Source organism: Geodermatophilus sp. SYSU D00663, assembly GCF_054050655.1.
In genome coordinates this window covers 20959-46000 of the sequence record NZ_JBJGZT010000013.1, presented here as the reverse complement: position 1 = coordinate 46000, position 25042 = coordinate 20959, and the positions used below count along the sequence as shown (strand labels likewise).

At 74.2% G+C, this 25042-nt stretch carries 25 protein-coding genes and 5 tRNA genes; 15 read left to right on the top strand and 15 right to left on the bottom strand.

Annotation, left to right across the window (positions count from 1 at the left end):
* Nucleotides 1-25: 25 nt before the first annotated feature.
* The 3 genes from ACI79Z_RS11990 to ACI79Z_RS11980 form a co-directional block, all read right to left on the bottom strand.
* Nucleotides 26-565: an MOSC N-terminal beta barrel domain-containing protein gene (locus tag ACI79Z_RS11990; protein ID WP_456902760.1), complete on the bottom strand. Its 540-nt coding sequence runs from the start codon at nucleotides 563-565 to the stop codon at nucleotides 26-28.
* Between the two features lie 10 nt (nucleotides 566-575).
* Nucleotides 576-980 carry an HNH endonuclease gene (locus ACI79Z_RS11985; RefSeq protein ID WP_456902759.1) on the bottom strand — a complete coding sequence of 135 codons (405 nt, stop codon included), beginning with the start codon at nucleotides 978-980 and terminating at the stop codon, nucleotides 576-578.
* Nucleotides 981-1084: 104 nt separating this feature from the next.
* Nucleotides 1085-1516: a hypothetical protein gene (locus ACI79Z_RS11980; RefSeq protein ID WP_456902758.1), complete on the bottom strand. Its 432-nt coding sequence runs from the start codon at nucleotides 1514-1516 to the stop codon at nucleotides 1085-1087.
* A 110-nt stretch (nucleotides 1517-1626) separates the two neighbouring features.
* Between ACI79Z_RS11980 and ACI79Z_RS11975 the strand changes: the two genes are divergently transcribed.
* A complete protein-coding gene (locus ACI79Z_RS11975) occupies nucleotides 1627-2172 on the top strand; it encodes a dihydrofolate reductase family protein (protein WP_387986712.1) in 546 nt (181 codons plus the stop codon).
* 298 nt (nucleotides 2173-2470) lie between these two features.
* On the opposite strand, the gene ACI79Z_RS11970 is transcribed toward ACI79Z_RS11975, so the two are convergent.
* From ACI79Z_RS11970 to ACI79Z_RS11955, 4 genes are all read right to left on the bottom strand, one after another.
* A tRNA-Val gene (locus ACI79Z_RS11970) sits at nucleotides 2471-2542 on the bottom strand.
* Nucleotides 2543-2568: 26 nt separating this feature from the next.
* A complete protein-coding gene (locus ACI79Z_RS11965; RefSeq protein ID WP_387986710.1) occupies nucleotides 2569-3042 on the bottom strand; it encodes a TIGR02611 family protein in 474 nt (157 codons plus the stop codon).
* Between the two features lie 14 nt (nucleotides 3043-3056).
* A complete protein-coding gene (locus ACI79Z_RS11960; protein ID WP_456902757.1) occupies nucleotides 3057-3950 on the bottom strand; it encodes an anti-sigma factor domain-containing protein in 894 nt (297 codons plus the stop codon).
* The gene (locus ACI79Z_RS11955; RefSeq protein WP_456902756.1) at nucleotides 3947-4588 is read right to left on the bottom strand and encodes a sigma-70 family RNA polymerase sigma factor; all 642 of its coding nucleotides are present in this window, start codon (nucleotides 4586-4588) and stop codon (nucleotides 3947-3949) included. Before ACI79Z_RS11955 ends, ACI79Z_RS11960 begins: the two co-directional genes overlap by 4 nt.
* A gap of 225 nt (nucleotides 4589-4813) precedes the next feature.
* Here ACI79Z_RS11955 and ACI79Z_RS11950 point away from each other — a divergent pair, with 225 nt between their 5' ends.
* The 4 genes from ACI79Z_RS11950 to ACI79Z_RS11935 all read left to right on the top strand — a co-directional run bounded on the left by ACI79Z_RS11950 (nucleotide 4814) and on the right by ACI79Z_RS11935 (nucleotide 5660).
* On the top strand, nucleotides 4814-5263 hold the full coding sequence (locus ACI79Z_RS11950) for an SsgA family sporulation/cell division regulator (protein ID WP_456902755.1): 450 nt from the start codon (nucleotides 4814-4816) through the stop codon (nucleotides 5261-5263).
* Between the two features lie 86 nt (nucleotides 5264-5349).
* A tRNA-Gly gene (locus ACI79Z_RS11945) sits at nucleotides 5350-5422 on the top strand.
* A 43-nt stretch (nucleotides 5423-5465) separates the two neighbouring features.
* Nucleotides 5466-5536: transfer RNA gene (locus tag ACI79Z_RS11940), tRNA-Cys, on the top strand.
* 49 nt (nucleotides 5537-5585) lie between these two features.
* Nucleotides 5586-5660 (top strand) — tRNA-Val (locus ACI79Z_RS11935).
* Between the two features lie 84 nt (nucleotides 5661-5744).
* Here the strand turns inward: ACI79Z_RS11935 and coaE are convergent.
* Nucleotides 5745-6350 (bottom strand): dephospho-CoA kinase, encoded by a 606-nt coding sequence (coaE, locus tag ACI79Z_RS11930; protein ID WP_456902754.1) that lies wholly within the window; start codon nucleotides 6348-6350, stop codon nucleotides 5745-5747.
* 158 nt (nucleotides 6351-6508) lie between these two features.
* Here coaE and ACI79Z_RS11925 point away from each other — a divergent pair, with 158 nt between their 5' ends.
* Nucleotides 6509-6778, top strand: a complete 270-nt coding sequence (locus tag ACI79Z_RS11925; protein ID WP_456902753.1) for a hypothetical protein — start codon at nucleotides 6509-6511, stop codon at nucleotides 6776-6778.
* A gap of 233 nt (nucleotides 6779-7011) precedes the next feature.
* On the opposite strand, the gene rpsA is transcribed toward ACI79Z_RS11925, so the two are convergent.
* Complete coding sequence (rpsA, locus tag ACI79Z_RS11920; protein ID WP_456902752.1) at nucleotides 7012-8478, bottom strand: 30S ribosomal protein S1; 1467 nt, start codon at nucleotides 8476-8478, stop codon at nucleotides 7012-7014.
* A 214-nt stretch (nucleotides 8479-8692) separates the two neighbouring features.
* Here rpsA and ACI79Z_RS11915 point away from each other — a divergent pair, with 214 nt between their 5' ends.
* Nucleotides 8693-9535, top strand: coding sequence for a class I SAM-dependent methyltransferase (locus ACI79Z_RS11915; RefSeq protein ID WP_456902751.1), 843 nt, complete (start codon nucleotides 8693-8695; stop codon nucleotides 9533-9535).
* Between the two features lie 96 nt (nucleotides 9536-9631).
* On the opposite strand, the gene polA is transcribed toward ACI79Z_RS11915, so the two are convergent.
* Complete coding sequence (polA, locus tag ACI79Z_RS11910) at nucleotides 9632-12382, bottom strand: DNA polymerase I (RefSeq protein ID WP_387986693.1); 2751 nt, start codon at nucleotides 12380-12382, stop codon at nucleotides 9632-9634.
* An 82-nt stretch (nucleotides 12383-12464) separates the two neighbouring features.
* On the opposite strand from polA, the gene ACI79Z_RS11905 reads away from it, so the two are divergent.
* The gene (locus tag ACI79Z_RS11905; protein WP_387986690.1) at nucleotides 12465-12869 is read left to right on the top strand and encodes a PaaI family thioesterase; all 405 of its coding nucleotides are present in this window, start codon (nucleotides 12465-12467) and stop codon (nucleotides 12867-12869) included.
* Between the two features lie 43 nt (nucleotides 12870-12912).
* Here ACI79Z_RS11905 and ACI79Z_RS11900 read toward each other — a convergent pair whose 3' ends face one another.
* Nucleotides 12913-13524: a GNAT family N-acetyltransferase gene (locus ACI79Z_RS11900; RefSeq protein WP_456902750.1), complete on the bottom strand. Its 612-nt coding sequence runs from the start codon at nucleotides 13522-13524 to the stop codon at nucleotides 12913-12915.
* Nucleotides 13525-13868: 344 nt separating this feature from the next.
* Here ACI79Z_RS11900 and ACI79Z_RS11895 point away from each other — a divergent pair, with 344 nt between their 5' ends.
* The 5 genes from ACI79Z_RS11895 to ACI79Z_RS11875 all read left to right on the top strand — a co-directional run bounded on the left by ACI79Z_RS11895 (nucleotide 13869) and on the right by ACI79Z_RS11875 (nucleotide 18486).
* Nucleotides 13869-15119, top strand: a complete 1251-nt coding sequence (locus tag ACI79Z_RS11895; RefSeq protein WP_387986685.1) for a branched-chain amino acid ABC transporter permease — start codon at nucleotides 13869-13871, stop codon at nucleotides 15117-15119.
* Between the two features lie 4 nt (nucleotides 15120-15123).
* Entirely contained in the window at nucleotides 15124-16122 is a 999-nt protein-coding gene (locus ACI79Z_RS11890; protein WP_387986684.1) for a branched-chain amino acid ABC transporter permease, read from the top strand.
* The gene (locus ACI79Z_RS11885) at nucleotides 16112-17125 is read left to right on the top strand and encodes an ABC transporter ATP-binding protein (protein ID WP_387986681.1); all 1014 of its coding nucleotides are present in this window, start codon (nucleotides 16112-16114) and stop codon (nucleotides 17123-17125) included. The genes ACI79Z_RS11890 and ACI79Z_RS11885 overlap by 11 nt, the downstream gene beginning before the upstream one ends.
* Complete coding sequence (locus ACI79Z_RS11880) at nucleotides 17122-17979, top strand: ABC transporter ATP-binding protein (protein WP_387986679.1); 858 nt, start codon at nucleotides 17122-17124, stop codon at nucleotides 17977-17979. Before ACI79Z_RS11885 ends, ACI79Z_RS11880 begins: the two co-directional genes overlap by 4 nt.
* A gap of 87 nt (nucleotides 17980-18066) precedes the next feature.
* Nucleotides 18067-18486: a DUF7712 family protein gene (locus ACI79Z_RS11875; RefSeq protein ID WP_387986676.1), complete on the top strand. Its 420-nt coding sequence runs from the start codon at nucleotides 18067-18069 to the stop codon at nucleotides 18484-18486.
* 77 nt (nucleotides 18487-18563) lie between these two features.
* Here the strand turns inward: ACI79Z_RS11875 and ACI79Z_RS11870 are convergent, their stop codons facing one another.
* Both ACI79Z_RS11870 and ACI79Z_RS11865 read right to left on the bottom strand, forming a co-directional pair.
* Nucleotides 18564-19898, bottom strand: coding sequence for an ABC transporter substrate-binding protein (locus tag ACI79Z_RS11870; protein ID WP_387986673.1), 1335 nt, complete (start codon nucleotides 19896-19898; stop codon nucleotides 18564-18566).
* A 150-nt stretch (nucleotides 19899-20048) separates the two neighbouring features.
* Nucleotides 20049-20663 (bottom strand): ANTAR domain-containing response regulator, encoded by a 615-nt coding sequence (locus ACI79Z_RS11865; protein WP_387986671.1) that lies wholly within the window; start codon nucleotides 20661-20663, stop codon nucleotides 20049-20051.
* Nucleotides 20664-20741: 78 nt separating this feature from the next.
* Here ACI79Z_RS11865 and ACI79Z_RS11860 point away from each other — a divergent pair.
* Nucleotides 20742-20815 (top strand) — tRNA-Leu (locus ACI79Z_RS11860).
* Between the two features lie 193 nt (nucleotides 20816-21008).
* A complete protein-coding gene (locus tag ACI79Z_RS11855; RefSeq protein WP_456902749.1) occupies nucleotides 21009-22670 on the top strand; it encodes an aminotransferase class V-fold PLP-dependent enzyme in 1662 nt (553 codons plus the stop codon).
* Here ACI79Z_RS11855 and ACI79Z_RS11850 read toward each other — a convergent pair.
* Both ACI79Z_RS11850 and pyk read right to left on the bottom strand, forming a co-directional pair.
* A complete protein-coding gene (locus ACI79Z_RS11850; RefSeq protein WP_387986667.1) occupies nucleotides 22648-23523 on the bottom strand; it encodes an acyl-CoA thioesterase in 876 nt (291 codons plus the stop codon). The genes ACI79Z_RS11855 and ACI79Z_RS11850 overlap by 23 nt on opposite strands.
* Complete coding sequence (gene pyk / locus ACI79Z_RS11845) at nucleotides 23520-24935, bottom strand: pyruvate kinase (RefSeq protein ID WP_387986664.1); 1416 nt, start codon at nucleotides 24933-24935, stop codon at nucleotides 23520-23522. Before pyk ends, ACI79Z_RS11850 begins: the two co-directional genes overlap by 4 nt.
* Nucleotides 24936-25042 lie beyond the last annotated feature (107 nt).

The window sequence follows — 25042 nt, the reverse complement described above, 5'->3', positions numbered from 1 at the left end:
GTCCGCGCCGGCCCCGGGGACCCGACTACGCGGGGAGGACCTCGTCGCCGACCGTGACCGTCCCCGGTTCGGCCACCTCGGCGTAGACGCCCAGGCAGTGCTTCGGCAGCCGCGTGACCTGCAGCACGGCCGAGCCCAGCCGCAGCCGGCGGCCCACCCAGGTCCGCTCGTCGTCGGCGGGCAGGTCGAGGAGCAGGTTGGCCCGCGGGTCCTCGGCGCCGCAGCCGTCCGGGACGACGCCGGCCGCGGCCCGGTCCAGCGCCTGGCGGGAGACCAGGTGCACCGCCGCGGCGCCCTCGGGGCGGCCGGTCAGCGGCTCGAGCCGCACCGGCCGGCCCAGCGCCGCGGCGACGGCGGCGGCGTCGAGGTCGGGGGAACCGGTGGGGACGACGCCGGCGAGTCCCGGGGCGTCCTTGCCGCGCAGCACCCGCCCGTCGAGGTCGACGACGGCCGACTCGCGGTCCCCCGCCAGCCCGGCGGGGCCGACCTCGGCCTGCTGCAGCGGCGTCCCGGCGCACCCGCGGACGGGGTAGACCGAGATGCCGACGACCGTCCCCGCGCTCACGCGGGCCAGGCTAGGCGGACCGGGCGGCGACGACACCGCGGCGGCGCAGCCGGCGCAGCTGGGACTCCAGGTACGGCCGGGCCCGGCGCTGCCCGCCGCGGACGGCGATCGCCTCGGCCAGCCCGGTCAGGACGCGGGCCAGCCGCTGCTCGTCGGCGGGCCAGCCGCGGCGCAGGCACTCCTCCAGCCACTCGACCGGTGCGGTGTGCCCGCGCTCGCCGTTGCACCGCCGGCAGGCGGCCACCTCGTTCTCCAGCCACGACGGGCCGCCCTTGACCCGCGGCACGACGTGCTCGGTGGTGGGGGGGACGTGCCCGGTGAGCGCGCGGCCGCACCAGATGCAGGTGGGTCCGTCGCGCTCCACGGCCGCGTCCAGCCGGGCGACCCTGTCCAGTGCCCTCCGGTCCGGTGCCATCGCCCCCATGGTGCGCCCGATCCGGGCGGAGGCGGCGGGTGCGCCCGGTCCCGGTGCGCCCGGTCCCGGTGCGCCCGGTCCCGGTGCGCCCGGTCCCCGTGCGCTCAGTCCCGGCGGCCGCGCCCGGCCACCCGCGGGGGCCGCGGCAGCAGCGCCGCCGTCAGGGCGGCCTGCCGGCGCCGGCGGACCGCCCGCCGGAACCGCTCGTGGCCGGGGCCGGCACCGGGCGGGTACGCCGACCACACGAGGTCGCCCGCCGCGGCGCCGTCGTCGCCGGCGCGGTCCCGCAGGTGCGCGAGGACGCGGCCGGCGAGGTCGTCGTCGGCGAGCAGCGCCGCCCAGTCCTCGGGGTCCCGGTCCTCGTCGGCCAGCGCCTCGCCGATCCAGCCGAACACCCCGGGGCCGAAGGACCGCACCGCCAGGTCCCCGACGACGGCGTGCGCGGCGTCGACCGCCGCCCCCGCCTCGAGCGCCACCTCCAGCTCGACGACGGCACGCAGGGTGTACGCATCGGGCACCGGCGGGGTCGGCTCCATCCCCGCATCGTGCAGCACGGCGGGTCCGCCACCGATGAGAAACGGGATCCGCCAGTGTCTGACCCGACGAGACCGGCCGACAGGGCCGGCCGACCGACCGAGGAGCAGGCATGGGCGTCATCCGGGTGCACGAGTTCACCACCGTCGACGGGGTCGTCGACGCACCGATGTGGACGGTCGACTACGGCTTCCCCGACGACCTGGCCGCCTCGATCGGGTCCCTCACGGCGCCGGCGGAGGGGATCCTGCTCGGCCGCACGACCTTCGAGATGTTCGCGCCGGCGTGGTCCACCCGGACCGTCGAGGAGGACCCCGGCGCGCCGTTCTTCAACGACACGACCAAGTACGTCGTCTCCTCGACGCTGTCCGACGCCGAGGGCGTGTGGCGCAACTCCACCTCCCTCGGCGGCTACGACGCCGACCGGATCCGGGAGCTCAAGGCCGACCGGGACCTCTACGTCAGCGGCAGCGCCACCCTCGTGCGGGCGCTGGTGGCCGACGGCCTGGTCGACGAGCTGCACCTGTACGTGTACCCGGTCGCCGTCGGCGAGGGCATCCACCTGTTCCCCGAGGGCACGAAGCAGAAGCTGTCGCTGGTCGGCGTCGAGGCGCTGAGCAACGGCGTCGCGCACCTCACCTACGGCCCGGCCGCCTGAGCCGCCGGGCACTGCGCGAGGGGGCCGGGCTCCCCGTCGTCGGGAGCCCGGCCCTCCCGTCCCCGGGGACGGCAGCCCGCGGGAGTCGTTGCCGTCGTGGTCGGCCGACACCACCGGCCGACACCACCGGCCGACACCACCGGCCGACACCACCGGCCGACACCACCGGCCGACACCACCGGCCGACACCACCGGCCGACGTCGCCCCGAGCGGCGTCGGCCCGGGCGACGACGGGGTCTCCCCCGTGGACGCGGAGAGGGCCGGGCCCCCGTCGGGAGCCCGGCCCTCTCGTGCCGGTGGGCGATACTGGGTTCGAACCAGTGACCTCTTCGGTGTGAACGAAGCGCTCTACCACTGAGCCAATCGCCCGTTGCGCCGTCCATGATGCCAGACGGTCAGCGCCACAGGGGCACCCACCCCGGCACCCAGTCCGGAACGCCGGTGAGGTGCAGCGTGACGACCAGGACGCCGTAGACGAACGCCGCCGTCAGCACGCCGATGCCCAGGCGCACCCACACCGGCTGGCGGCCCAGCCAGTCGGTCCAGGCCTTGACGTGCCGCTTGGTGAACTCCAGCAGCCGCTCGGCCCACATGAACTCGGTGGCCAGCACGAACAGGCCGGCGATGACGGTGAGCCAGCCGGGCCCCGGCAGCGGGATGGTGACCAGGCCGACGGCGACGACCAGGCTGCCGACGATGCCGACGGCCATCCGGTAGGTGTGGTCGACCGAGCGGCGGGCGGCCAGACGCCGCCGCCACCGGGACTCCGCGACCCGCTCGCGCAGGCTGTGGTAGCCGTCCTGCGCGAAGTGCTCCCGCCGCTGCTCCGCGGTCGGTCGTGCCCGCCGCTGCCGCGGGGGCGGCGGCACCGTGTCCTGTCCGCTCAGCTGGTCACCTGCCCGTTCGCCACCACGTCCGACGGTTGCGCCGGAGCCTGCCGGCCGGGCTCGATGCTGATCGCGTAGGCCGCGTAGTCGTCGAGACCGGTCGAGGCGGAGCCTACGGTCCGGAGGTCGGTCCGTGGGGAGACGACGTCGAAGGTGCCGAGCGCCACGGGCGCGTCGTCGACCACGCCCCACAGCACGTAGACGCTGTCGCTGCTGTCGTTGACCCGCAGGCCGTGCGCGACGACCTCCAGCTGCGCGTCGCGGGCGACGACGGTGGCCACCGGGTCCCCGTCGCCGTCCTGGACGGGGGCGATGGTCGCCCGGCCCGGCTGCAGCAGCGCCTCGAGGACCTGCTGCTGCTCCACGGCGGCGGCGCGGGCGTCGTCCCGCGCGGAGCTCAGGACGACGTTCCAGGTGCCGAGCGCCAGGATCGCCGCGACGGCCGCGGCGACCAGGGCGTTGGGCAGCACCCGCCGCCACACCGGGCGCGGGTCCGGCGCGGGCTCCTCCGGCGCGGGCACGTAGCCGGGGAAGCCGGTCGCGACGGGACCGTCGGTGCGGCGGCGCCCGCCGGGGGCGCCCGGGACCGGCGGCGGGACGGGCGCCGCGGTCGGGGCGGCGGGGTCGACGCCGGCCGGCGGCGGGAGCTGCTCGGTCTCCTCGACCGCGGCCCGCAGCCGCTCGCGCAGCCGGTCGTCCGGCTCGGCCGGCGGCAGGTCCGCGGCCAGCGCCGCCATCACCTCGGAGGTCTCGGCGACGGTCCGGGTGCACCGCGGGCAGGTGGGCAGGTGGGCGCCGAACAGCGCCTCGTCCTCGGGCTCGAGCGCGTGCAGCGCCCAGCCGACGGCGAGCTCGTCGAAGGGCTCGTGGGAGTCGGGGCGCGGACTCACCGGGCGCCTCCGTCGACCGCGGCGGGACCGCTGAGCGCACCACCGGCGGTGGGCCCGGCGACCCCGCCGAGCTCCTCCTTCAGCCGGCGCATGCCGGCCAGCATGCGGGTCTTCACCGTCCCCAGCGGGGCGCGGGTCAGGGCCGCGACCTCCCGCTGGGTGTACCCGCCGTAGTAGGCGAGGGTGAGCGCCTCCCGCTGGGCGTCGGGCAGCGCCCCGAGCGCGGTGCGCACGCGCTCGGACACCACCCGGTCCCACGCCTCGTCCTCGACGTCGCGGGCGCCGGTGGGGGCGCTCAGCGCGAGGTCGTCCTCGGCGCGGGCCCGGCGGCGGCGGTGCGACTCCTCCCGGCGGACGGCGTCGACGGCCTTGTGGTGGACCATCGCCATCAGCCAGGCCGAGAAGCTGCCGCGGGCGCCGTCGTAGGCGTGCGGGTCGCGCCAGACGGCGAGGAACACGTCCTGGACGACGTCCTCGGCGAGGGTGTCGTCGGCGAGCACCCGCCGGGCCAGTGCGAACGCCGGCCGCCGGAACCGGTCGTAGAGGTCGTCCACGGCACCCCGGTCGCCCGCCCGTACGCGCGCCACGAGGTCCAGGTCACCGGGGTCGCCCTCCGGACGTCGTGCCGGACGCGTCACGGTTCCCATGGTCACACGTCGCATTCGCGACAGCGCGCTTCGCGGTTCACCACGCCGGGTAGGGAGGTCCCCGGACGGTCTCCGCCCCTGAACCCGGTGGGACCGCGCGGACCGGTCGGGACGATGACCGCCCGCGGCCGGCCCGGCCGCGGCGACACGCCCGGCAGCAGGTCGGCGCAACATCCGGCTCCGCTCGTCGTTACACGTGACATGGATCGAGGCGACATGGCACACCGCTCCCCCTCCGGGTACTCCGTCCCGACGACGCTGTACCTGGTCGGACCCACCTCGTGGACCGAGGTGCCGGCCGCCCTCTCCTACGCGGTGCACGACCCCTTCGCGGTGCGGATCGGCTTTGGCGAGGGCGGGGAGGTCGCCGCCGACGGCATCACCTGGCTGGTCGGCCGCGAACTGCTCGCCGCGGGGCTCGAGCGGCCGGCCGGCGACGGCGACGTGCGCATCTGGCCGGCCCGCACCACCGGTGACGTGCTGTACCTGCACCTGCGGGCCCCGTCCGGGGAGGCGCTGTTCGAGCTGTCCCGCGCCACGGTGGCCGCGTTCCTGCAGCGGACCGAGGAGCTCGTGCCCTCCGGGCAGGAGACGGCGGCGCTCGACGTCGACGACGCGCTGGCCGCGCTGCTGTCCGGTGGCGGGGCCGATCCCGGGGCGCGGTGAGCCCCGGGGGGACCCCCCGTGAAACCCGCGCCGCGGGTCGGGTATGGTTCTCCCTGCACGACAGCGACACAACAGAACACAGCAACGCGGACGTGGCTCAGTTGGTAGAGCATCACCTTGCCAAGGTGAGGGTCGCGGGTTCGAATCCCGTCGTCCGCTCGGGACCTCGGGCGCTGGTCGCGAGACCGGCGCCCGTGTGTGCGGTGGAGTGGCCGAGAGGCGAGGCAACGGCCTGCAAAGCCGTCTACACGGGTTCAAATCCCGTCTCCACCTCGCCTCCTCGCCGAGCGCGGTGGAGCGGGCCGGTCGGCAGACCGGACTCGGGCGATTGGCTCAGTGGTAGAGCGCTACCTTGACACGGTAGAGGTCACTGGTTCGAACCCAGTATCGCCCACCAGCACGCGGAGCCCCGGACCCCAGCGGTCCGGGGCTCCCGTCGTCTCCGGGCCCTCACCCCCGGCGCGCCCGGCCGGGCGGGCGCTCACCGCCGTTCCCCCACCGCCGGCGCCACCCGCTCCTCCCAGAACCGCTCCACCTGGGCGGCGAGTGCCTCGGGGGCGCCGCTGTTGTCGAGGACGACGTCGGCCACCGCCCGGCGCTGCTCGTCGGTGGCCTGGGCGGCGATGCGGGCGCGCGCGTCGTCCTCGGTGAGCCCGCGCAGCACCAGCCGGGCGACGCGGGTGTCCAGGTCGGCCTCGACGACCAGCACGAGGTCGTACGCGCCGGCCTGGCCGGTCTCCACCAGCAGCGGGACGTCCTGGACCACGACGGCGTCCTCCGGGGCGGACTGGACGACCTCCTGGGCCCGCGCGCGCACCAGGGGGTGCACGATGCCGTCCAGCCGTGCCCGCGCCTGCGGGTCGGCGAAGACGACGGCGGCCAGCGCCGGGCGGTCCAGCGCCCCGTCGGGGGTGAGCACGTCCGGCCCGAAGGCCTCGACGACGGCGGCCAGCCCCGCCGTGCCGGGCTCCACGACCTCCCGGGCGATGCGGTCGGCGTCCACGACCAGCGCCCCGCGGGCCGCCAGCAGCGCGGCCACCGTGCTCTTCCCCGACCCGATCCCGCCGGTCAACCCGATGCGCAGCACGGACGGACGGTAACGAGCGCGCGGACGGCGGTCACGGACGGGTAACACCCGCCCCCTGCGCCCGGCGCGTCGCACCAGTCACACCCGTCACTCCCCATAACGTCCGCCCCGTCGGTTCCCCACGGAGGGGGACGCAGCCGAGGAAGGCAGGCAGCCCGATGTCGCAGCCCCGTACCGCCGTCGCGACGGTCCCCGCCGGTCCCCGCACCCCGGGCCGGCACCGGGCGGAGCGTGCGGGCGGGATCCGGGTGGCCGACATCCCCGCCGTGCGCACGCGCATGGCGGTGCAGCAGGCGGAGCCCCCGCGCCGCGGGGCGTTCCTCCGCTGGCTGCTCGACGCCGCCCCGGCCGGCCGCCACACCTGGCAGTCGCTGGCCGCGGCCGGCGGCCGCCCGCGCTCCGCCTTCGCGATCATCCTCAGCCTCTGACCAAGGACCTCCTCGGCCCCCACTGCTCGCACGCTCGCAGCGGGCCCCTGCGAGGAGGCCGGTCCGGCGCTCGCTCTGGAGCGGCGCCCGACGAGACCGGGTGCCCGCCCGGACGGGGACGGCGGGCGGGCACCCCCCTCTGCGCCAGCCCGGTGCGCGCACGACGGAGGCCCAGGACCTCGCGGGTCCTGGGCCTCCGTCGTTCGTCAGACCGTCAGCGCACGGTCAGCGGGTCACTCCCCGCCGGCGAGCTTGGCCCGCAGCGCGGCGAGCGCCTCGTCGCTGGCCAGGGTGCCGCCACCGGTGGTGGTGTCCGCGGGGGCGTCACCGCCGGAGGAGTAGTTGCCCCCCGCAGCGGCCTCCGCGTCGGCCGCGCGGGCCTCGGCGATCTGCTTCCGGTGCGCCTCGAAGCGCGCCTGGGCCTCGGCGTACTGCCGCTCCCAGGTCTCCCGGGCCTCCTCGTAGCCCTCGAGCCACTCGCCGGTCTCCGGGTCGAAGCCCTCGGGGTAGATGTAGTTGCCCTGCTCGTCGTACGAGGCGGCCATGCCGTAGGCGGCCGGGTCGAACTGCTCCTCGTCGCCGATGACGCCCTCGTTGGCCTGCTTGAGCGACAGCGAGATGCGGCGCCGGTCGAGGTCGATGTCGATGACCTTGACGAGGATCTCATCGCCGACCTGCACGACCTGCTCCGGGATCTCCACGTGGCGCTCGGCCAGCTCGGAGATGTGGACCAGACCCTCGATGCCCTCGTCGACCCGGACGAACGCACCGAAGGGCACCAGCTTGGTGACCTTGCCGGGCACGACCTGGCCGATCTGGTGGGTGCGGGCGAACTGGCGCCACGGGTCCTCCTGCGTCGCCTTCAGCGACAGGGAGACCCGCTCGCGGTCGAGGTCGACGTCGAGGACCTCGACGGTGACCTCCTGGCCCACCTCGACGACCTCGGAGGGGTGGTCGATGTGCTTCCAGGACAGCTCGGAGACGTGCACGAGGCCGTCCACGCCGCCGAGGTCGACGAAGGCGCCGAAGTTGACGATCGAGGAGACGACGCCGGTGCGCACCTGGCCGCGGGCGAGCTTGTTGAGGAACTCGCTGCGGACCTCGGACTGCGTCTGCTCCAGCCACTGCCGGCGGGACAGGACGACGTTGTTGCGGTTCTTGTCGAGCTCGATGATCTTGGCCTCGAGCTCGCGGCCCACGTAGGGCTGCAGGTCGCGGACGCGGCGCATCTCGACCAGCGACGCGGGGAGGAAGCCGCGCAGGCCGATGTCGAGGATGAGACCGCCCTTGACGACCTCGATGACGGTGCCGGTGACGACCTCGTCGGCTTCCTTCTTGGCCTCGATCGTGCCCCAGGCGCGCTCGTACTGGGCGCGCTTCTTGGACAGGATCAGGCGGCCTTCCTTGTCCTCCTTCTGGAGGACGAGAGCTTCCACCTCGTCGCCGACCTTGACGACCTCGTTGGGGTCGACGTCGTGCTTGATGGACAGCTCGCGCGAGGGGATGACGCCCTCGGTCTTGTAGCCGATGTCCAGCAGCACCTCGTCCCGGTCGACCTTGACGATGACGCCTTCGACGATGTCGCCGTCGTTGAAGTACTTGATCGTCTGGTCGATCGCGGCGAGGAAGTCCTCGGCGGTGCCGATGTCGTTCACCGCGATCTGGGGGGTGCTGTCGGGACGGACCTGGGTGGAGGTCATGTGGTCGAGTGCTCCGGACGGGGGATGCGTAGGGACAGGGGGACCGCGGCCGGGTGACCGCGGGAGCGGGGAGAGCCGGCGCGCGCCGATCCCTTGCGGGTAACAGCACTGACAGACCTCTGGCGCATCCCCATGGTACGGACGCGCGCACACCGGGGTCCACCGGGTGGGCGACCTCTGCCGATCCGGCCCGGCGTGTCACGCTGGGCGTGTCATGGTGCCGCCGCCCACGCTCCCCCTCGGGCCCGACGGCTACCCCGCCGCCGGGGGTGTCGAGCGGCGGCCGGCCGGGTCCGCCGAGTCGGTCCGCGCCAACCGCGGCTGGTGGGACGCCGCCGCGCCGGCCTACCTCGCCGAGCACGGCGACGACCTCGGCGACGTCGACTTCCTGTGGTGCCCGGAGGGCCTGCGCGAGGCCGACGCGCACCTGCTCGGCGACGTCGCCGGCCGCCGGGTGCTCGAGGTCGGCTGCGGGTCGGCGCCGTGCGCGCGGTGGTTGCGCCGGGCCGGGGCCGACGTCGTCGCGCTGGACCTGTCGGCCGGGATGCTCGCCCGCGCGGCGGAGCTGGGCCGGACCACCGGCGTCGTCGTGCCGCTGCTGCAGGCCGACGTGGGCGCGCTCCCGCTGGCCGGCGCGTCGTTCGACGTCGTCTGCTCGGCGTTCGGAGGGCTGCCGTTCGTGGCCGACGTCGAGGGGGCGCTGGCCGAGGTGGCGCGGGTGCTGCGCCCGGGCGGGCGGTTCGCCGCGTCGGTCAACCACCCGTTCCGCTGGCCGCTGCCGGACTCCCCCGACCCCGAGGACCTGCGGGTCGTGTCGTCCTACTTCGACCGCCGGCCCTACGTGGAGACCGACGGCGAGGGCCGGACGGTGTACGTCGAGCACCACCGCACGGTCGGCGACTGGGTGCGCGCCGTCGTCGGGGCGGGCCTGGTCCTCGACGACCTGGTCGAGCCGGAGTGGACGCCTGGCCGCACGCAGGAGTGGGGCCAGTGGTCGCCGGCCCGCGGCGCGCTCGTCCCCGGCACGCTCGTCCTGGTCGCCCACCGGCCCTGCTGAAGGACCCCGGTGCCCCCCACGCCTCGCAGGCTCGGCGCGGGCCCCTGCACCGGGGCCGCCCGTGTCGACACCTGACCCTCTGCTCGAGGTCGAGGCTCAGTGGGCGGCGGCGTCCCAGCTGCGGCCCACGCCGACCGAGACCTCCAGCGGCACCGACAGCTGCGCGGCCCCGGACATCTCGCGGCGGACCAGCTCCTCCAGCGCCTCCCGCTCCCCCGGCGCCACCTCGAGCACGAGCTCGTCGTGCACCTGCAGCAGCATCCGCGAGCGGAGCCCCTCGGCCCCGATCGCCCGCTCGACCCCGAGCATGGCGACCTTGATGACGTCGGCCGCCGAGCCCTGGATCGGGGCGTTGAGCGCCATCCGCTCGGCCATCTGCCGGCGCTGCCCGTTGTCGCTGGTGAGGTCGGGCAGGTAGCGGCGCCGGCCGAGGGTGGTCTCGGTGTAGCCGCGCAGCCGGGCCTCCTCGACGACGCCGTCGAGGTACTCGCGGATCCCGCCGAAGCGCTCGAAGTAAGCGTGCATCTGCTCGCGCGCCTCCTCGGTGGAGATGCGCAGCTGCTGTGCCAGCCCGTAGGCGCTCAGTCCGTAGGCCAGGCCGTAGCTCATCGCCTTGATCCGGCGCCGCATCTCCGGGTCGACGTCCTCGATGGGGATGTCGTAGGCCCGCGAGGCGACGAAGGAGTGCAGGTCCTCCCCCGAGGTGAAGGCCTCGATCAGCCCCTCGTCCCCGGACAGGTGGGCCATGATCCGCATCTCGATCTGGCTGTAGTCGGCCGTCATCAGCGACTCGAAGCCCGGGCCGACGACGAACGCCTGCCGGATGCGGCGGCCCTCGGCGCTGCGGATCGGGATGTTCTGCAGGTTCGGGTCGATCGAGGACAGCCGGCCGGTGGCGGCGATCGTCTGCTGGAACGTCGTGTGGATGCGGCCGGCGTCGTCGACCATCGGGATCAGCCCGTCGATGACCGTGCGCAGCCGGGTGACGTCGCGGTGGCGCAGCAGGTGCTCGAGGAAGGGGTGCCCGGTCTGCGCCAGCAGCCAGGTGAGGGCGTCGGCGTCGGTGGTGTAGCCGCTCTTGATCTTCTTGGTCTTCGGCAGGCCCAGCTCGTCGAACAGCACCGCCTGGAGCTGCTTGGGCGACCCGAGGTTGATCTCCCGGCCGATGACGGCGTACGCCTCGGCGGCCGCGGCGGCCACGCCCTCGGCGAACTCGCGCTGCAGCTCGGCGAGCAGGTCCGTGTCGACGGCGATGCCGCGGTGCTCCATCCGGGCGAGCACCCGGGTCAGCGGCAGCTCCATCCCCTGCAGCAGGTGGTCGCCGCCCTTCTGCGCGAGGACCTGCTCGAGGGCGTCGGAGAGGTCGTTGACGGCGACCGCCTTGAGGACGTCGGCGTGCGCGGCCTCGGCGGCGAGGTCGGCCTCGCTCGGCCCCATCCCGTCGAGGGTCATCTGGCCCTCGGGCTCGGCGGCGTCCTTGAGCTCGCGCTTGAGGTAGCGCACCGAGAGGTCGCCGAGGTCGAAGGAGCGCTGCCCCGGCGTCGCCAGGTAGGCGGCCAGCGCGGTGTCGCTGGCCAGGCCCTGCAGGTCCCAGCCGCGCGACCACACCGCCAGCAGCGGGCCCTTGACGTCGTGCGCCACCTTCTCGGCGGCCGGGTCGGCCAGCCAGTCGGCCAGCGCCTGCTCGTCGGCGACGTCGAGGTCGGGACCGAGGTCGACGAACACGGCGTGGTCGTCGGCGGCGGCCAGCGCCAGCCCGGTCAGCTCACCGGTCCCCCGGCCCCAGGTGCCGCGGAAGACGACGCCGGTCCGCCCGGTGCGGGCGTGCGCGTCCAGCCACGCGGACAGCCCGCCGGCCGGCACGTCGTCGGCGGTGACGTCGAAGCCGCCCTCGACCTCGGGCTCGGCGCTGCTCAGCGTGGCGAACAGCCGCTCGCGCAGCACCCGGAACTGCAGGTTGTCGAAGAGGGTGTGCACCTCGTTGCGGTCCCAGGCGCGGACGGCGAGGTCCTGCGGGCCGAGGTCGAGGGCGACCTGCCGGTCGAGCTCGGTGAGCCGCCGGTTCTGCAGCACCGAGGACAGGTGCTCGCGCAGCTTCTCGCCGACCTTGCCCTTGACCGTGTCCACGCGGTCGACCAGCTCGTCGAGGGAGCCGTACTCGCGCACCCACTTGGCCGCGGTCTTCTCCCCCACGCTCGGGATGCTGGGCAGGTTGTCGCTCGGGTCCCCGCGCAGCGCGGCGAAGTCCGGGTACTGCTGCGGGGTCAGGCCGTACTTCGCCTCGACCTCCTCCGGCGTGAACCGGGTGAGGTCCGAGACGCCCTTGCGCGGGTAGAGCACGGTCACGTGCTCGTTCACCAGCTGCAGCGCGTCGCGGTCGCCGGTGCAGATGAGCACGTCCATGCCCTGCTCCACGGCCTGCACGGTGAGCGTGGCGATGACGTCGTCGGCCTCGTAGCCCGGCGCGGTGATCACCGGGATCCGCAGCGCGGCGAGCACCTCCTGGATGAGGCTGACCTGCCCGCGGAAGTCGGTGGGGCTCTCGGTGCGGTTGGCCTTGTACTCCGCGTAGATCTCGCTGCGGAACGTCTGCCGGCCGACGTCGAAGGCCACCGCGAGGTGGGTGGGCTGCTCGTCGCGCAGCACGTTGATGAGCATCGACGTGAAGCCGTAGACGGCGTTGGTCGGCTGGCCCGTCGTCGTGGAGAAGTTCTCCACCGGCAGGGCGAAGAAGGCGCGGTAGGCCAGCGAGTGCCCGTCGAGGAGGAGCAGCCGCGGCCGCTGGGCGGCGGGCTGAGCCGTCGCCGAGGGGGCGGTGGGCGCGGGGGTGGTCACCGGAGCGGACATCGCGCACGATCCTAGGTGCGCTCACCCACGCTTCCGAGGCCCCGCACGGAGGGCCGGCCCGCCCGCGGTTACCGTGCCCGGCGTGACCTCCGCTCCCCCGGACTGGCTGGCGCCCGGCGCGGCCAGCCCGCTCGACGACAAGCTCGGCATCACGATCGTCGACTACGACCCGGCCCGGCTGGTGGCGACGATGCCGGTCGAGGGCAACCAGCAGCCCTTCGGCCTGCTGCACGGCGGGGCCACGTGCTCGCTGGTCGAGACGATCGGCTCCTGGGCGGCCATGCTCAACGCCGGCCCGGGGAAGAAGGCCGTCGGGGTGGAGCTGAACGCCAGCTACCTGCGCGCGGCGACGTCGGGCACGGTCACCGCCGTGTGCACCCCGGCCCGCGTCGGCCGCACGCTGTCGACGTTCCTCGTCGAGGTCACCGACGACCGGGGGCGGACCACCGCCACCGCGCGGCTGACCTGCGCGATCCTCCCGGCCTAGGCGAGGACCCCGCGGCTCCCACCGCTCGCGAGCCCGCGGCGGCTCAGGCGGGCAGCGCCCGGGACACCGGTCGGCGGCGCGGGGGCCGGGGCAGCGGGAGGCCGCCGCGCTGCCAGGCGGCCAGCGACCGGGCCAGCGTCTCCCGCGGCACGATGCGGCGGGTGGTGAGCGGCGCGAAGCCCATCCGCGCGAAGAACCGCTGCCGCTCGGCCTCGTGCCCGCCGACCGCGGCGACGACGTGCTCGGCGCCGACCTCCGCGGCGTGGTCGGCGGCCGCGGCCAGCAGCGCCGCCCCGGCCCCGCACCGGCGGTGGTCCCGGTGCACGACGAGGTTGTCCACGGTGACCTGCGGGACGCCGAGCACCGCCGACAGCGGGTCCAGCCCCAGCACGGCCAGCCCGACGGCGACCTCGCCCGCGGTGGCCGCGGTCGCGGCGTTGGCGCCGGGCAGCACGGCGAGCACCACCCGGTGCGCGGGGTCGGCCAGCAGCCGGCGGAAGCCGGCCGCCGCGGCCGCCCCCGGTGTCTGCCCGGTGAGGACGCCCTCCGCGTGCGCCTCGGCGCGGTGCTGGTGCACCAGGGCGAGGACGGCGGGCAGGTCGTCGGGGCGCGCCGTTCGCGTGACGACGCGGGACCGCTGGCCGGTAGCAGACACGTGAGCCCTCCCTGGACGGCGCCGCCGAGCGTGCACCTCCCGCGACCCGCGGCCACGCAGACGCGCCGGTCCTGGGACGGGAGTGATCACCAGGACGGGTGCGTCGGCGCGTCGCGCTTCGGTCACAGTGCAGCGACGAGGGAACGGGGACGCAACACGCCTGGGTTACCGTCACGCCTCCACTGCCCGCGTTGTGTCGCGCGACACCCACCGTGCCGATCGACGCCACGCCCCCAGAGCAGTGCCACGAACAGGGAGGTTGTGTGAGGCACCCGTCAGCCACTGCCGGGCCACCTCGGCCACACCGGAGCGCGATCCGCCCGGGCCCGGGGACCGCCCGGAGGGTGCTGCTCCGGCTCCTGCTGGTGCTCGTCGCCGCCACCGGGCTCGCCGTGCTGGTCCCCGGCGTCGCCGGCGCCCAGGGCGAGCAGGTGCTGGGCACGCTGCAGACCAGCCGGTCCGGCCCGATCGAGGACGTCCAGGTGACGGTCACCACCGCCGCCGGGGACGAGGTCGACACGGTCGAGACCGACGAGAACGGCCGCTGGTCGGTCGACCTGCCCGGCCCCGGCGACTACGTCGTCACCATCGACGGCGACGACCTGCCCGAGGGCGTCGAGCTCGCCGGCGCGGACAACCGGGCGGTCACCGTCGACACGGGCCGGCGGGAGCCGGTGATCATCGGCCTCGAGGACGGCAGCCGCGGCGAGGGCGGGAGCACCGTCCGCGCCGTGCAGCTGCTGGTCGACGGCATCCGCTTCGGCCTCCTGATCGCCATGTGCGCCGTCGGCCTCTCGCTGATCTTCGGCACCACCGGACTGACCAACTTCGCGCACGGCGAGCTGGTCACCATCGGCGCCGTCGCCGCCTGGTACGTCAACGTGTCGGGAGGCGTCCCGCTCATCGCGGCGACGCTCATCGCGATGGTCGTCGGCGCGGCCGTCGGCGCCCTCAACGAGCTGGCGCTGTGGCGGCCGCTGCGCCGTCGCGGCACCGGCCTGGTCGCCGCCCTGGTGGTGTCCATCGGCCTGTCGCTGCTGCTGCGCTACCTCATCCAGATCATCTACGGGGGCCGGTCCAGCCCGTACCAGGTGGCCACCGGCCGCGCCGTCGACTACGGCCTGTTCACGCTGACCAACCGGGCGTTGATCTCGATCGTCGTCTCGATCGTCGTCCTCGTGCTGGTGGCCGTGATGCTGCAGCGGACCAAGATCGGAAAGGCGATGCGCGCGGTCGCCGACAACCGGGACCTCGCCGCCTCGTCGGGCATCGACGTCAACCGCGTCATCCTCGTGGTCTGGATGATGGGCGGCGCGCTGGCCGCCCTCGGCGGCGTCCTGCTCGGCCTGTCCGACCAGGTGCAGTGGGACATGGGCTTCCGGCTGCTGCTGCTGATGTTCGCCGGCGTCACCCTCGGTGGTCTCGGTACCGCCTACGGCGCCCTGGTGGGCAGCCTGATCGTCGGTGTGTTCGTCCAGATGTCGACCCTCGTCATCCCGAATGACGTCAAGTACGTCGGGGGGCTCCTGCTCTTGATCGTCATCCTCGTCATCCGGCCCCAGGGCATCCTGGGCAGCCGGGTCCGGATCGGCTGAACCCGTGGGCGACCTCATCGACGCCCTGGCCGTCGCCCTCAAGGCCGGCCTCGGGTTCCAGGCGATCTTCTTCGCGCTGCTCGCCATCGGCATCAACGTCCAGTTCGGCTACGCCGGCCTGCTCAACTTCGGGCAGATCGCCTTCGCCCTGCTGGGCGGCTTCGGCATCGCCATCTCGGTGAGCCAGTGGGGGCTGCCCTTCTGGGTGGGCGTGGTCGTCGGCCTCGCCGCCGCCGTCGTCCTGGCCCTGCTGCTCGGCCTGCCGACCCTGCGGCTGCGCGCGGACTACCTGGCCATCGCGACCATCGCGACGGCGGAGGGGCTGCGGCTGCTGTTCCGCTCGGTGTCGGCCACCCCGGTCACCAACGGCACCCGCGGCCTGTCCGCCTTCAACGGCGACTTCATCGCCCTCGCCCCGTGGGCGACCAACGAGCGCTACCGCATCCTCGGCACCAGCTGGTCCGGCGGCGAGCTGTGGGTCACCCTCGTCGGGTGGGTGCTGGTGGCCCTGTCGTGCCTGCTGGTGTGGGCCCTCATGCGCAGCCCGTGGGGCCGCGTCCTCAAGTCCATCCGCGAGGACGAGGACGCCGTCCGCGCGCTGGGCAAGAACGTCTACGTCTACAAGATGCAGGCGCTGGTGCTGGGCGGGATCATCGGCGCCCTCGGCGGCATGGTCTACGCCGTGGGCACCGGGTCGGCGGTCCCCGACCAGTACCAGAACGCCAACACGTTCCTGGCCTACGCCGCCCTGATCCTCGGCGGTGCCGCGCGGGTCCTCGGGCCGGTGGTCGGCGCCGTCATCCTGCTGTTCATCCTGCAGTTCGCCGACACCGGGCTGCGGCTGCTCATCGACAACGGGATCATCCCCGAGGGGCTCCTGTCGTCCACGGACGTGGCGCAGATCCGCTTCGTCCTGGTCGGGATCGGGCTCATGCTGCTGTTGGTCTTCCGGCCGCAGGGCATCTTCGGCGACCGACGAGAGGTGATGCTCGATGCCCGCTGACAACACGCCCGCCGGCGCCTCCGCGGCGTCGCTGGACAAGGGCGGCTCCGGCCGTGCCCCGCAGCGACTGGCCCAGGCGGCACTGCGCGACGTCCCGTGGGAGGTCGGCGTCGCCAAGCCCGACCCGGCGATCGTCGTCGACGGGGTCACCCGGACCTTCGGCGGCCTGACCGCGGTCGCCGTCGACCACCTCGAGGTGCAGCGCGGCGGCATCACCGGGCTGATCGGGCCGAACGGCGCCGGCAAGACGACGCTGTTCAACCTGCTCACCGGCTTCGACCAGCCCAACACCGGCACGTGGAGCTTCGACGGCCGGCCGCTGGGCAAGCTCGCGCCGCACCAGGTCGCCCGGCTCGGCGTCGTCCGGACCTTCCAGCTCACCAAGGCGCTGTCCCGGCTCACCGTGCTGCAGAACATGCTGCTCGGTGCCCAGGGCCAGCGCGGCGAGAGCTTCCTGCGGGCGCTGGTGCCCGGCACCTGGCGGTCGCAGGAGAGGGCCAACACCGACAAGGCCATGGACCTGCTCCGGCGGTTCAAGCTCGACGCCAAGAAGGACGAGTTCGCCGGCACCCTCTCCGGCGGTCAGCGCAAGCTGCTGGAGATGGCGCGCGCGCTGATGAGCGACCCGAAGGTCGTCATGCTCGACGAGCCCATGGCCGGCGTGAACCCGGCGCTGACGCAGAGCCTGCTCGGCCACGTCAAGGACCTCCGCGAGGAGGGCATGACGGTGATCTTCGTCGAGCACGACATGGACGTCGTCCGCGACATCAGCGACTGGGTGGTCGTCATGGCCGCCGGCCGGGTGATCGCCGAGGGGCCGCCCGAGTCCATCAGCCAGAACCAGGCCGTGGTCGACGCCTACCTCGGCGCGCACCACGACGCCCCGCTCACCGTCGAGGAGGAGGACCAGGTCCTCGCCCAGGCCGAGGCGCAGATCGCCGCCGAGGAGCACGGCGGCGGCGAGGTCCTGGGCTCCGACACCCGCAGGGAGACCGACCGATGAGCGAGCCGCTGTTCCGGGTCGACGAGTCCGGCGAGGACGTCACCCGCGCCGACGAGGCCGCCGCGGGCACCGCGGAGCTGTCGCCGGCGGAGAAGGCCGCCACCCGCGAGGAGCACCTGCGCCTCGCCGAGGGCGCCCTGGTGCGCGCCGACGACCTCGTCGCCGGCTACGTGCCGGGGGTCAACATCCTGCGCGGCGCCGACTTCTACCTGCAGGACGGCGAGCTCGTCGGGATCATCGGCCCCAACGGCGCGGGCAAGTCGACGCTGCTCAAGACGCTGTTCGGGCTCATCCCGGTGCGCTCGGGGTCGGTGAAGCTGCGCGGGGAGGACATCACCTCCGCGCCGGCGCACCGGCTGGTGTCCATGGGCGTCGGCTACGTGCCGCAGAACAACAACGTGTTCCCCTCGCTCACCATCGAGGAGAACATGCAGATGGGCGTCTACCTGCGGCCGAAGACGTTCAAGGAGCGCTTCGACTACGTCATCGACCTCTTCCCGCTGCTCGGGGAGCGGCGCAAGGGGAAGGCGGGCGCGCTCTCCGGCGGCGAGCGGCAGATGGTGGCCATGGGACGGGCGCTGATGATGGACCCGTCGGTGCTGCTGCTCGACGAGCCCTCGGCGGGCCTGTCCCCCGCCTACCAGGACGAGGTGTTCATCCGCTGCCGGCGGATCAACGCCACGGGGGTCTCGATCATCATGGTCGAGCAGAACGCCCGGCGCTGCCTGCAGATCTGCGACCGCGGCTACGTGCTCGACCAGGGCCGCAACGCCTACACCGACACCGGCCGGTCGCTGATGACCGACCCGAAGGTCATCGAGCTCTACCTGGGGACCCTCGCCAAGGCGCAGTGACCGCCCGAGGCCCCCTGACGAGGCCGGCGTCCCCGAGGGGGCGCCGGCCTCTCGTCGTCCGGGGTGCGGACGGGTAGGACCGGGTCCGTGAACTGGACCTGGGACCTGCGCGGCCGCGACGGCGGCATGAACGGCCTGGACTTCTGCCGGGCGCTGACCGCCGGCGGCTTCTCCCGCGTGCTCGTGCACGCCGCGCCCGCCCGCCTGGCGGTGCGGGTCACCGCCGACGACGACACCGTCGTGGCCCGCGGCGACGCCGACCGCGACGGCGACTACTCCCCCGTCACCCTGCTCGAGCTGACCGACGGCGGCCTGCGGCGCAGCGAGGTGTGGCCCGACGAGAGCCACCTGGGCCTGCCGGTGCTGCTGCCCGGTGGGGAGGTCGGCGTCCTGCTGCGCTGGGAGCACGCGCCCGACCGCAGCTGGTGGCGCTGGGCCGTGGAGTTCTCCAACCACCGCGGGCGCCCGGCCGACTGGGCGCCCGAGGGCCAGTCCCTGCAGCGCTGAGCACACGACAGCGGCCCGGCACCCCGCGAGGGGTACCGGGCCGCTGCCGGGACGGGGACTACCTCACCGCCGCGGGGTCACCGCTGCGGGCCGACGCCCTGGTCGTTGAGGCCCTGCAGGATCCGCGAGGACTCCTCGAACCCGATGACGACGATCGCGTCGGGGTTGAACTCGGTCATCTGCTGGACCTCGGCGTCGAAGTTCGCCGCCTGCGGGTCGTACGTCACGCTGACGATGTCGTCCTCGGACAGGCCCGCGCTGACCAGGTTGTTCTTGGTGTTCTCGGCCAGGCCCGTGCCGTAGGGGTCGTTGAGCGCGAGGATCCCCACGGTGTTGTTGCCGTCGGCGATGATCAGGTCCGCGAGGGCGCGGGCCTGCAGCGTGTCCGGCGGGGCGGTGCGGAAGTACAGCCCGTTGTCGTTGTAGTTCGTGAACTGGTCGGACGTGTTCGCCGGCGAGAACTGCAGGACACCGGCGCCGGTGATGGCGTCGATGACCGTCAGGCTCACGCCGGAGGACGCCGCACCGATGATCGCGTTCACGCCGGACTGCAGCAGCCGGTCCACGGTCTGGGTGGCAGTGTCGGTGGAGGCGTCACCGGAGTCACCCTCGACGAGCTGGACCGGCTGGCCCAGGACGCCGCCGGCGGCGTTGATGTCGTTGACCGCCAGCTTGGCGCCGGCGACCTCCGGCGGGCCGAGGAAGGCCAGGTTGCCGGTCAGCGGCAGCAGGGTGCCGATGACCAGCGGGCCGCCGGTCGTGCCGGCCGGCGCGTAGGCCGGGCCCTCGTCGGTGGTGGCGTTGGCCTCGTCACCGGCGATGACGTACTCGGTGGCGTCGCTGTCGAGGGCGTTGTCGTCGCCGAACTGCAGCAGGCCGAAGCTGGCCGCCGCGGGCTCACCGGCGTCGGTGAAGGCCAGCGGGCCGGAGATGCCGTCGTAGTCGACGTTGCCGCCGTTGTTGATGATCTCCAGGCAGGCGGCGAAGTCGGTGCACTTGTCGCCGCCGGTGGTCATGCCGTTGACGTACGCCTTGAAGGTGTTGGCGTCGTTGGTGCCGGCCGCCTGCGCGGCGAGCGCCGTGACGATCACCGCGTCGTAGGTCTCACCCGCGTAGTTGTAGTCCTGCAGGTTGGGGTCCACCTCGAGCAGCCGGTCGGTGAACTCCGGGCCCAGCTCGGTGAGGGGCGTCGTGCCCCGCATGCCGGCCAGCGCGCCTTCCTCGGTGAAGTCCTCACCGAGGGCGTTGCCCATGTTGCCGTCGGTGCCGTAGATGTTGACCTGCTTCTCGCCGCCGCCCGAGGCGTCGCCGCCCGAGCCGCTGCCACCGTCGTCGCCGCCACCGCAGGCGGTGAGAGCGACGAGCGCGGCGGAGGTGACGGCGATGCTGCGGGCGTAGGTACGCGTGCGCATCCAGCAACTCCCAGTTGTCGTACGTCGGTCCGGCGGGCCCCGGACGTGCCGGGGCCCCGTCAGTCCGGTGAACGTAACTGCTGGACACGGGGATGGATGCGGGACGGTTGAGACCGTGATGGGGTCGTGACCTGCCCTGTTCCGGCCGGGTTACGCGTTCCCCCGGGAGGGTGCACCCTCCGCAGCAGCCTCGTCCGTGGCGAGGATCCGCTCGGCGAGCGCCTTCATCGACGTCCGCTCGTTCATGGCCGTGCGCTGGATCCACCGGAAGGCCTCGGCCTCGGTCATCCCCTGCTCGGCCATGAGCCGGCCCTTGGCCTTCTCCACGACCTTGCGGGCCTCCAGCCGCTCCTCGAGCGTGCGCACCTCGCCGTCGAGCGCGGCGATCTCGGTGAACCGGGCGCGGGCCACCTCGATGGCGGGCACGAGGTCGTTCTTGGAGAAGGGCTTGACCAGGTAGGCCATGGCGCCGGCGTCGCGGGCCCGCTCGACCAGCTCGCGCTGGCTGAAGGCGGTGAGCACGATGACCGGCGCGATGCGCGCCGAGGCGATCTGCTCGGCGGCCGCCAGCCCGTCGAGGACCGGCATCTGGATGTCGAGGATGACCAGGTCCGGCGTCAGCTCCCGGGCGCGGTCGACGGCGGTCTGCCCGTCCCCCGCCTCGGCGACGACGACGTACCCCTCCTCCTCGAGCATCTCCTTGAGGTCGAGGCGGATGAGGGCCTCGTCCTCGGCGATGAGGACCCGGGTCGGCTCGCTGCTCACGCGGAGGAGCCTAGCGACGACGGCTGGGAGTGGCGTCCCGGTTAGGCTGGCCGGGTCGTGACCTCGGTCGCGGCACCTGCCCCCGTACCCCAATCGGCAGAGGGAGCGGATTCAAAACCCGCGCAGTGTGCGTTCGAGTCGCACCGGGGGCACTCCGACATCGCGGTCCTCCGGACCGCACCGCGGCCGGGTGCCGTCCCCGCCGCCGCGGAGCCCGTCCCGGCGCTCGTCGCGGAGGCCTCCGGCCCGCACTCCTCCCACCGCCTCGCGGGGCGGCTCACGACCCGACGGGAGCGGCTCACCTCCTGCCCGCTCGGACGGAGGAGCGCCGCATACGGTGTCGGGGTGAGCGAGCCCGTGCCCCACATGACCCCCGAGCAGTTCCGGCAGCACGGTCACGAGGTGGTCGACTGGATCGCCGACTACTGGGCGCGCATCGAGTCCTTCCCCGTCCGCTCGCGGGTGTCCCCCGGCGACGTCCGCGCGGCGCTCCCGCCGTCCGCCCCCGAGCGGGGCGAGCCCTTCTCCGCCGTCCTCGCCGACCTCGAGCGGGTCGTCCTGCCGGGCGTCACCCACTGGCAGCACCCCGGCTTCCTCGCCTACTTCCCGGCGAACACCTCCGGCCCCTCGGTGCTCGGCGACCTGCTGTCGGCGGGCCTGGGCGTCCAGGGCATGTCGTGGGTGACCAGTCCGGCGGCCACCGAGCTCGAGCAGCACGTCCTGGACTGGCTGGCCGACCTGCTCGGGCTGCCGGAGGCGTTCCGCTCCACGGGCAGCGGCGGGGGCGTCGTGCAGGACTCCAGCTCGGGGGCCAACCTGGTCGCCCTGCTCGCGGCGCTGCACCGGGCCAGCGGCGGGGCCACCGTCCGGCACGGTGTCGTGCCCGAGGAGTACACGGTCTACGTCTCCTCCGAGACCCACTCGTCGATGGAGAAGGCCGTCCGGATCGCGGGCCTCGGCACCGACGCCATCCGGGTCGTGGAGGTCGACGGCGACCTGGCGATGCGCCCGGCCGCCCTCGCCGCCCGGCTGGAGCGCGACACCGCCCGCGGGCTGAAGCCGGTGCTGGTCTGCGCCACGGTCGGGACGACGTCGACCACCGCGGTGGACCCGCTGGCCACGATCGGGCCGATCTGCCGCCGGTACGGCGCCTGGCTGCACGTCGACGCCGCGTACGCGGGCGTGAGCGCCGTCGCCCCGGAGCTGCGGCACCTGCAGGCCGGCGTCGAGGAGGCCGACAGCTACACCACCGACGCGCACAAGTGGCTGCTCACCGGCTTCGACGCGACCCTGTTCTGGGTCGCCGACCGGGCGGCGCTCACCGGCGCGCTGTCGATCCTCCCCGAGTACCTGCGCAACGCCGCGACCGAGGCCGGCGCGGTCGTCGACTACCGCGACTGGCAGATCGAGCTGGGCCGCCGGTTCCGCGCGCTCAAGCTGTGGACCGTGCTGCGCTGGTACGGCGCCGAGGGGCTGCGCGCGCACGTCCGGTCCGGTGTCGCACTGGCGCAGGAGCTCGCCGGCTGGGCCGACGCCGACGACCGCTTCGACGTCGCCGCCCCGCACCCGCTGTCGCTGGTGTGCCTGCGGCCGCGCTGGCCGGCCGACGTCGACGCCGACGTCGCGACCATGACGCTGCTGGAGCGGCTCAACGACGGCGGCGAGGTCTACCTGACCCACACGACCGTGCGCGGCTCGGTGGTGCTGCGGGTGGCGATCGGCGCGCCGGCGACGACGCGGGCGCACGTCGAGCGGGCCTGGGCGCTGCTGTGCGAGGGCCACGACTGGCTGGCCGCCGACTTCGCCGAGCAGGCCGCCGAGCGCGCCCGCGCCGAGGCCGAGCGCAAGGAGGCCGAGCGGCGGGCGGCCGAGGAGGAGGCGGCCCGGCGGCACGCGGCCGAGCAGGCGGCCGCCGGGCAGACGGTGGTGCCGGAGGCCCCCGAGGAGGCCCCGGCGGAGGTGGAGCCGGCCGAGGTGGTGCCGGCTACTCCCCCAGTGACCGGATGAGCCCCTCCTGGGCCACCGTGGCCACGTGCCGGCCGTCGGCGGTCCAGATGCTGCCGAAGCACAGCGCGCGGCCCTCGGAGGCGGCCGGGCTGTCGGTCTCGTAGAGGAACCACTCGTCGGCCCGGAACGGCGCGTGGAACCAGACGGCGTGGTCGAGGCTGGCGCCGACGTAGCGCCCGCCCCACCCGCCGCCGACCCGCGCCAGCCCCGCGGACAGCAGCGTCAGGTCGCTGACGAAGGTCAGCGCCGCGGCCTGCACCCCGGCGTCGTCGGGGAGCCGGCCGGCCACCCGGAACCAGGCGTGCGACTGGGTGGCCGGCGGGGTCTTCGGCTCCGGCGCGAACGGGTTGACCAGCGGCCGCTGCTCGACCGCGCGGCTGATCTCCAGCGCCGGCGCCGCCAGGTCGCCGTACCCGGCGGCGTGGTCGGCCAGCGACAGCAGCTCGTCGGGCCGTGGCACCTCCGGCATCGGCCGGGAGTGCGCGACGACGCCCGGCTCGCCGGCGTGGAAGTCCGCCGTCAGCGCGAAGACGGCGACGTCCTCACCGCGCCGGGTCTGGCAGGCGATGACCCGGCGGGTGGAGAAGGACCGGCCGTCGCGGATCCGCTCGACGGTGTAGCGCAGCTCCTCGTGCGGGTCGCCGGGCCGCAGGAAGTAGGAGTGCAGCGAGTGCACGCCGCGGCCGCCCGGCACCGTGCGCGTGGCCGCCATGAGCGCCTGCCCGGCCACCTGCCCGCCGAAGATGCGCTGCAGCGTGGTGGTCGGGGTCTGCCCCACGAAGACGTCGGGCGAGCGCTCCTCGAGGTCGAGGACGCTCATCAGCGCGGCGGCCTGGGTCCCGCCGCCGGTCACGAGTCGGTGCCGACTTCGTGCACCCGGATGAGGTTGGTCGACCCGACCGTGTTCGGCGGGCTGCCGGCCACGACGACGACGCGGTCGCCGACCTTGAGCCGGCCGATGGACAGCAGGGAGAAGTCCACCTGCTCGACCATGTCGTCGGTGTGCTCCACCGAGGGCACGAGGAAGGTCTCCACGCCCCAGGACAGTGCGAGCTGGCTGCGGACCCGGCCGTCGACGGTGAAGGCCAGCAGCGGCTGGCGGGGGTGCAGCGCGGCCAGCCGGCGGGTGGTCTCGCCGGTCTGGGTGAAGGTGCACAGCGCCTTGACGTCGAGCGCCTCGCCGATGTCCCGGGCCGCGCGGACGATCGCGCCCGAGCGGGACCGGGACCGGCGGGTGATCTCCGGCGCGCGCGCGTCGGAGCTCTCGACGGCGTCGATGATCCGCTCCATCGTGCGCACCGCCGCGATCGGGTAGCGCCCGACCGAGGTCTCGCCGGAGAGCATCACCGCGTCGGCGCCGTCGAGGACGGCGTTGGCGACGTCGGAGGCCTCGGCGCGGGTGGGCCGCGAGTTGGTGATCATCGACTCGAGCATCTGGGTGGCGACGATGACCGGCTTGTTGCGCTCCCGGGCGGCCTGCACGGCGCGCTTCTGCACCAGCGGCACCTTCTCGAGCGGCAGCTCCACGCCGAGGTCCCCGCGGGCCACCATGATCCCGTCGAAGGCCTCGACGATCGCCTCCAGGTTCGCCACCGCCTCGGGCTTCTCCAGCTTGGCGATGACGGGGACGTGCACGTCCTCCTGGCGCATGATGTCGCGGACCAGCTCGACGTCGGCGGGCGAGCGGACGAACGACAGCGCGACGAAGTCGACGGACAGGTGCAGGGCGAAGCGGAGGTCCTCCTCGTCCTTCTCCGACAGCGCGGGCACGCTCACGGCGACGCCGGGCAGCGACAGGCCCTTGTTGTTGGAGACCTCGCCGCCCTCGACGACCAGGCACCAGACGTCGGGCCCGTCGACGGAGACGACCGACAGGGCGAGCTTGCCGTCGTCGACCAGCAGCCGGTCGCCGACGCGGGCGTCGTTGGCCAGGCCCTTGTAGGTGGTCGAGACGCGCTCGGCGGTGCCGTCGACGTCGTCGACGGTGATGCAGACGCGGCTGCCGGTGGCCCAGTGCACCGGGCCGTCGGCGAACGTGCCGAGGCGGATCTTGGGGCCCTGCAGGTCGGCCAGGACGGCGACGGCGCGGCCGGTGCGGTCGGAGGCCTGGCGCACGTGGAGGTACGCCTTCTCGTGGTCGGCGTGCGACCCGTGGCTGAAGTTGAGCCGGGCGACGTCCATGCCCGACTCGACCAGGGCGGTGATCTGCTCGAGGGAGCTGGTGGCCGGGCCCAGGGTGCAGACGATCTTCGCGCGGCGGGACATGGGGAGAACGCTAGTGCGCCGCCTCCGGCGGATCGGACAGGGGCCGGGTCCCCGCGGGTGTCGCGGGGGCCCGGCCCCTGTGTCGTCCGGCGAGCGGAGCCCGGAGG

Bases quoted from the DNA above. Each gene is read 5' to 3' on its own strand.
- ACI79Z_RS11985 (WP_456902759.1), bottom strand. From the start codon at position 980: ATGGCACCGGACCGGAGGGCACTGGACAGGGTCGCCCGGCTGGACGCG.
- ACI79Z_RS11980 (WP_456902758.1), bottom strand. From the start codon at position 1,516: ATGGAGCCGACCCCGCCGGTGCCCGATGCGTACACCCTGCGTGCCGTC.
- ACI79Z_RS11975 (WP_387986712.1), top strand. From the start codon at position 1,627: ATGGGCGTCATCCGGGTGCACGAGTTCACCACCGTCGACGGGGTCGTC.
- ACI79Z_RS11950 (WP_456902755.1), top strand. From the start codon at position 4,814: ATGGCACACCGCTCCCCCTCCGGGTACTCCGTCCCGACGACGCTGTAC.
- ACI79Z_RS11925 (WP_456902753.1), top strand. From the start codon at position 6,509: ATGTCGCAGCCCCGTACCGCCGTCGCGACGGTCCCCGCCGGTCCCCGC.
- rpsA (WP_456902752.1), bottom strand. From the start codon at position 8,478: ATGACCTCCACCCAGGTCCGTCCCGACAGCACCCCCCAGATCGCGGTG.
- ACI79Z_RS11915 (WP_456902751.1), top strand. From the start codon at position 8,693: ATGGTGCCGCCGCCCACGCTCCCCCTCGGGCCCGACGGCTACCCCGCC.
- polA (WP_387986693.1), bottom strand. From the start codon at position 12,382: ATGTCCGCTCCGGTGACCACCCCCGCGCCCACCGCCCCCTCGGCGACG.
- ACI79Z_RS11885 (WP_387986681.1), top strand. From the start codon at position 16,112: ATGCCCGCTGACAACACGCCCGCCGGCGCCTCCGCGGCGTCGCTGGAC.
- ACI79Z_RS11880 (WP_387986679.1), top strand. From the start codon at position 17,122: ATGAGCGAGCCGCTGTTCCGGGTCGACGAGTCCGGCGAGGACGTCACC.
- ACI79Z_RS11870 (WP_387986673.1), bottom strand. From the start codon at position 19,898: ATGCGCACGCGTACCTACGCCCGCAGCATCGCCGTCACCTCCGCCGCG.
- pyk (WP_387986664.1), bottom strand. From the start codon at position 24,935: ATGTCCCGCCGCGCGAAGATCGTCTGCACCCTGGGCCCGGCCACCAGC.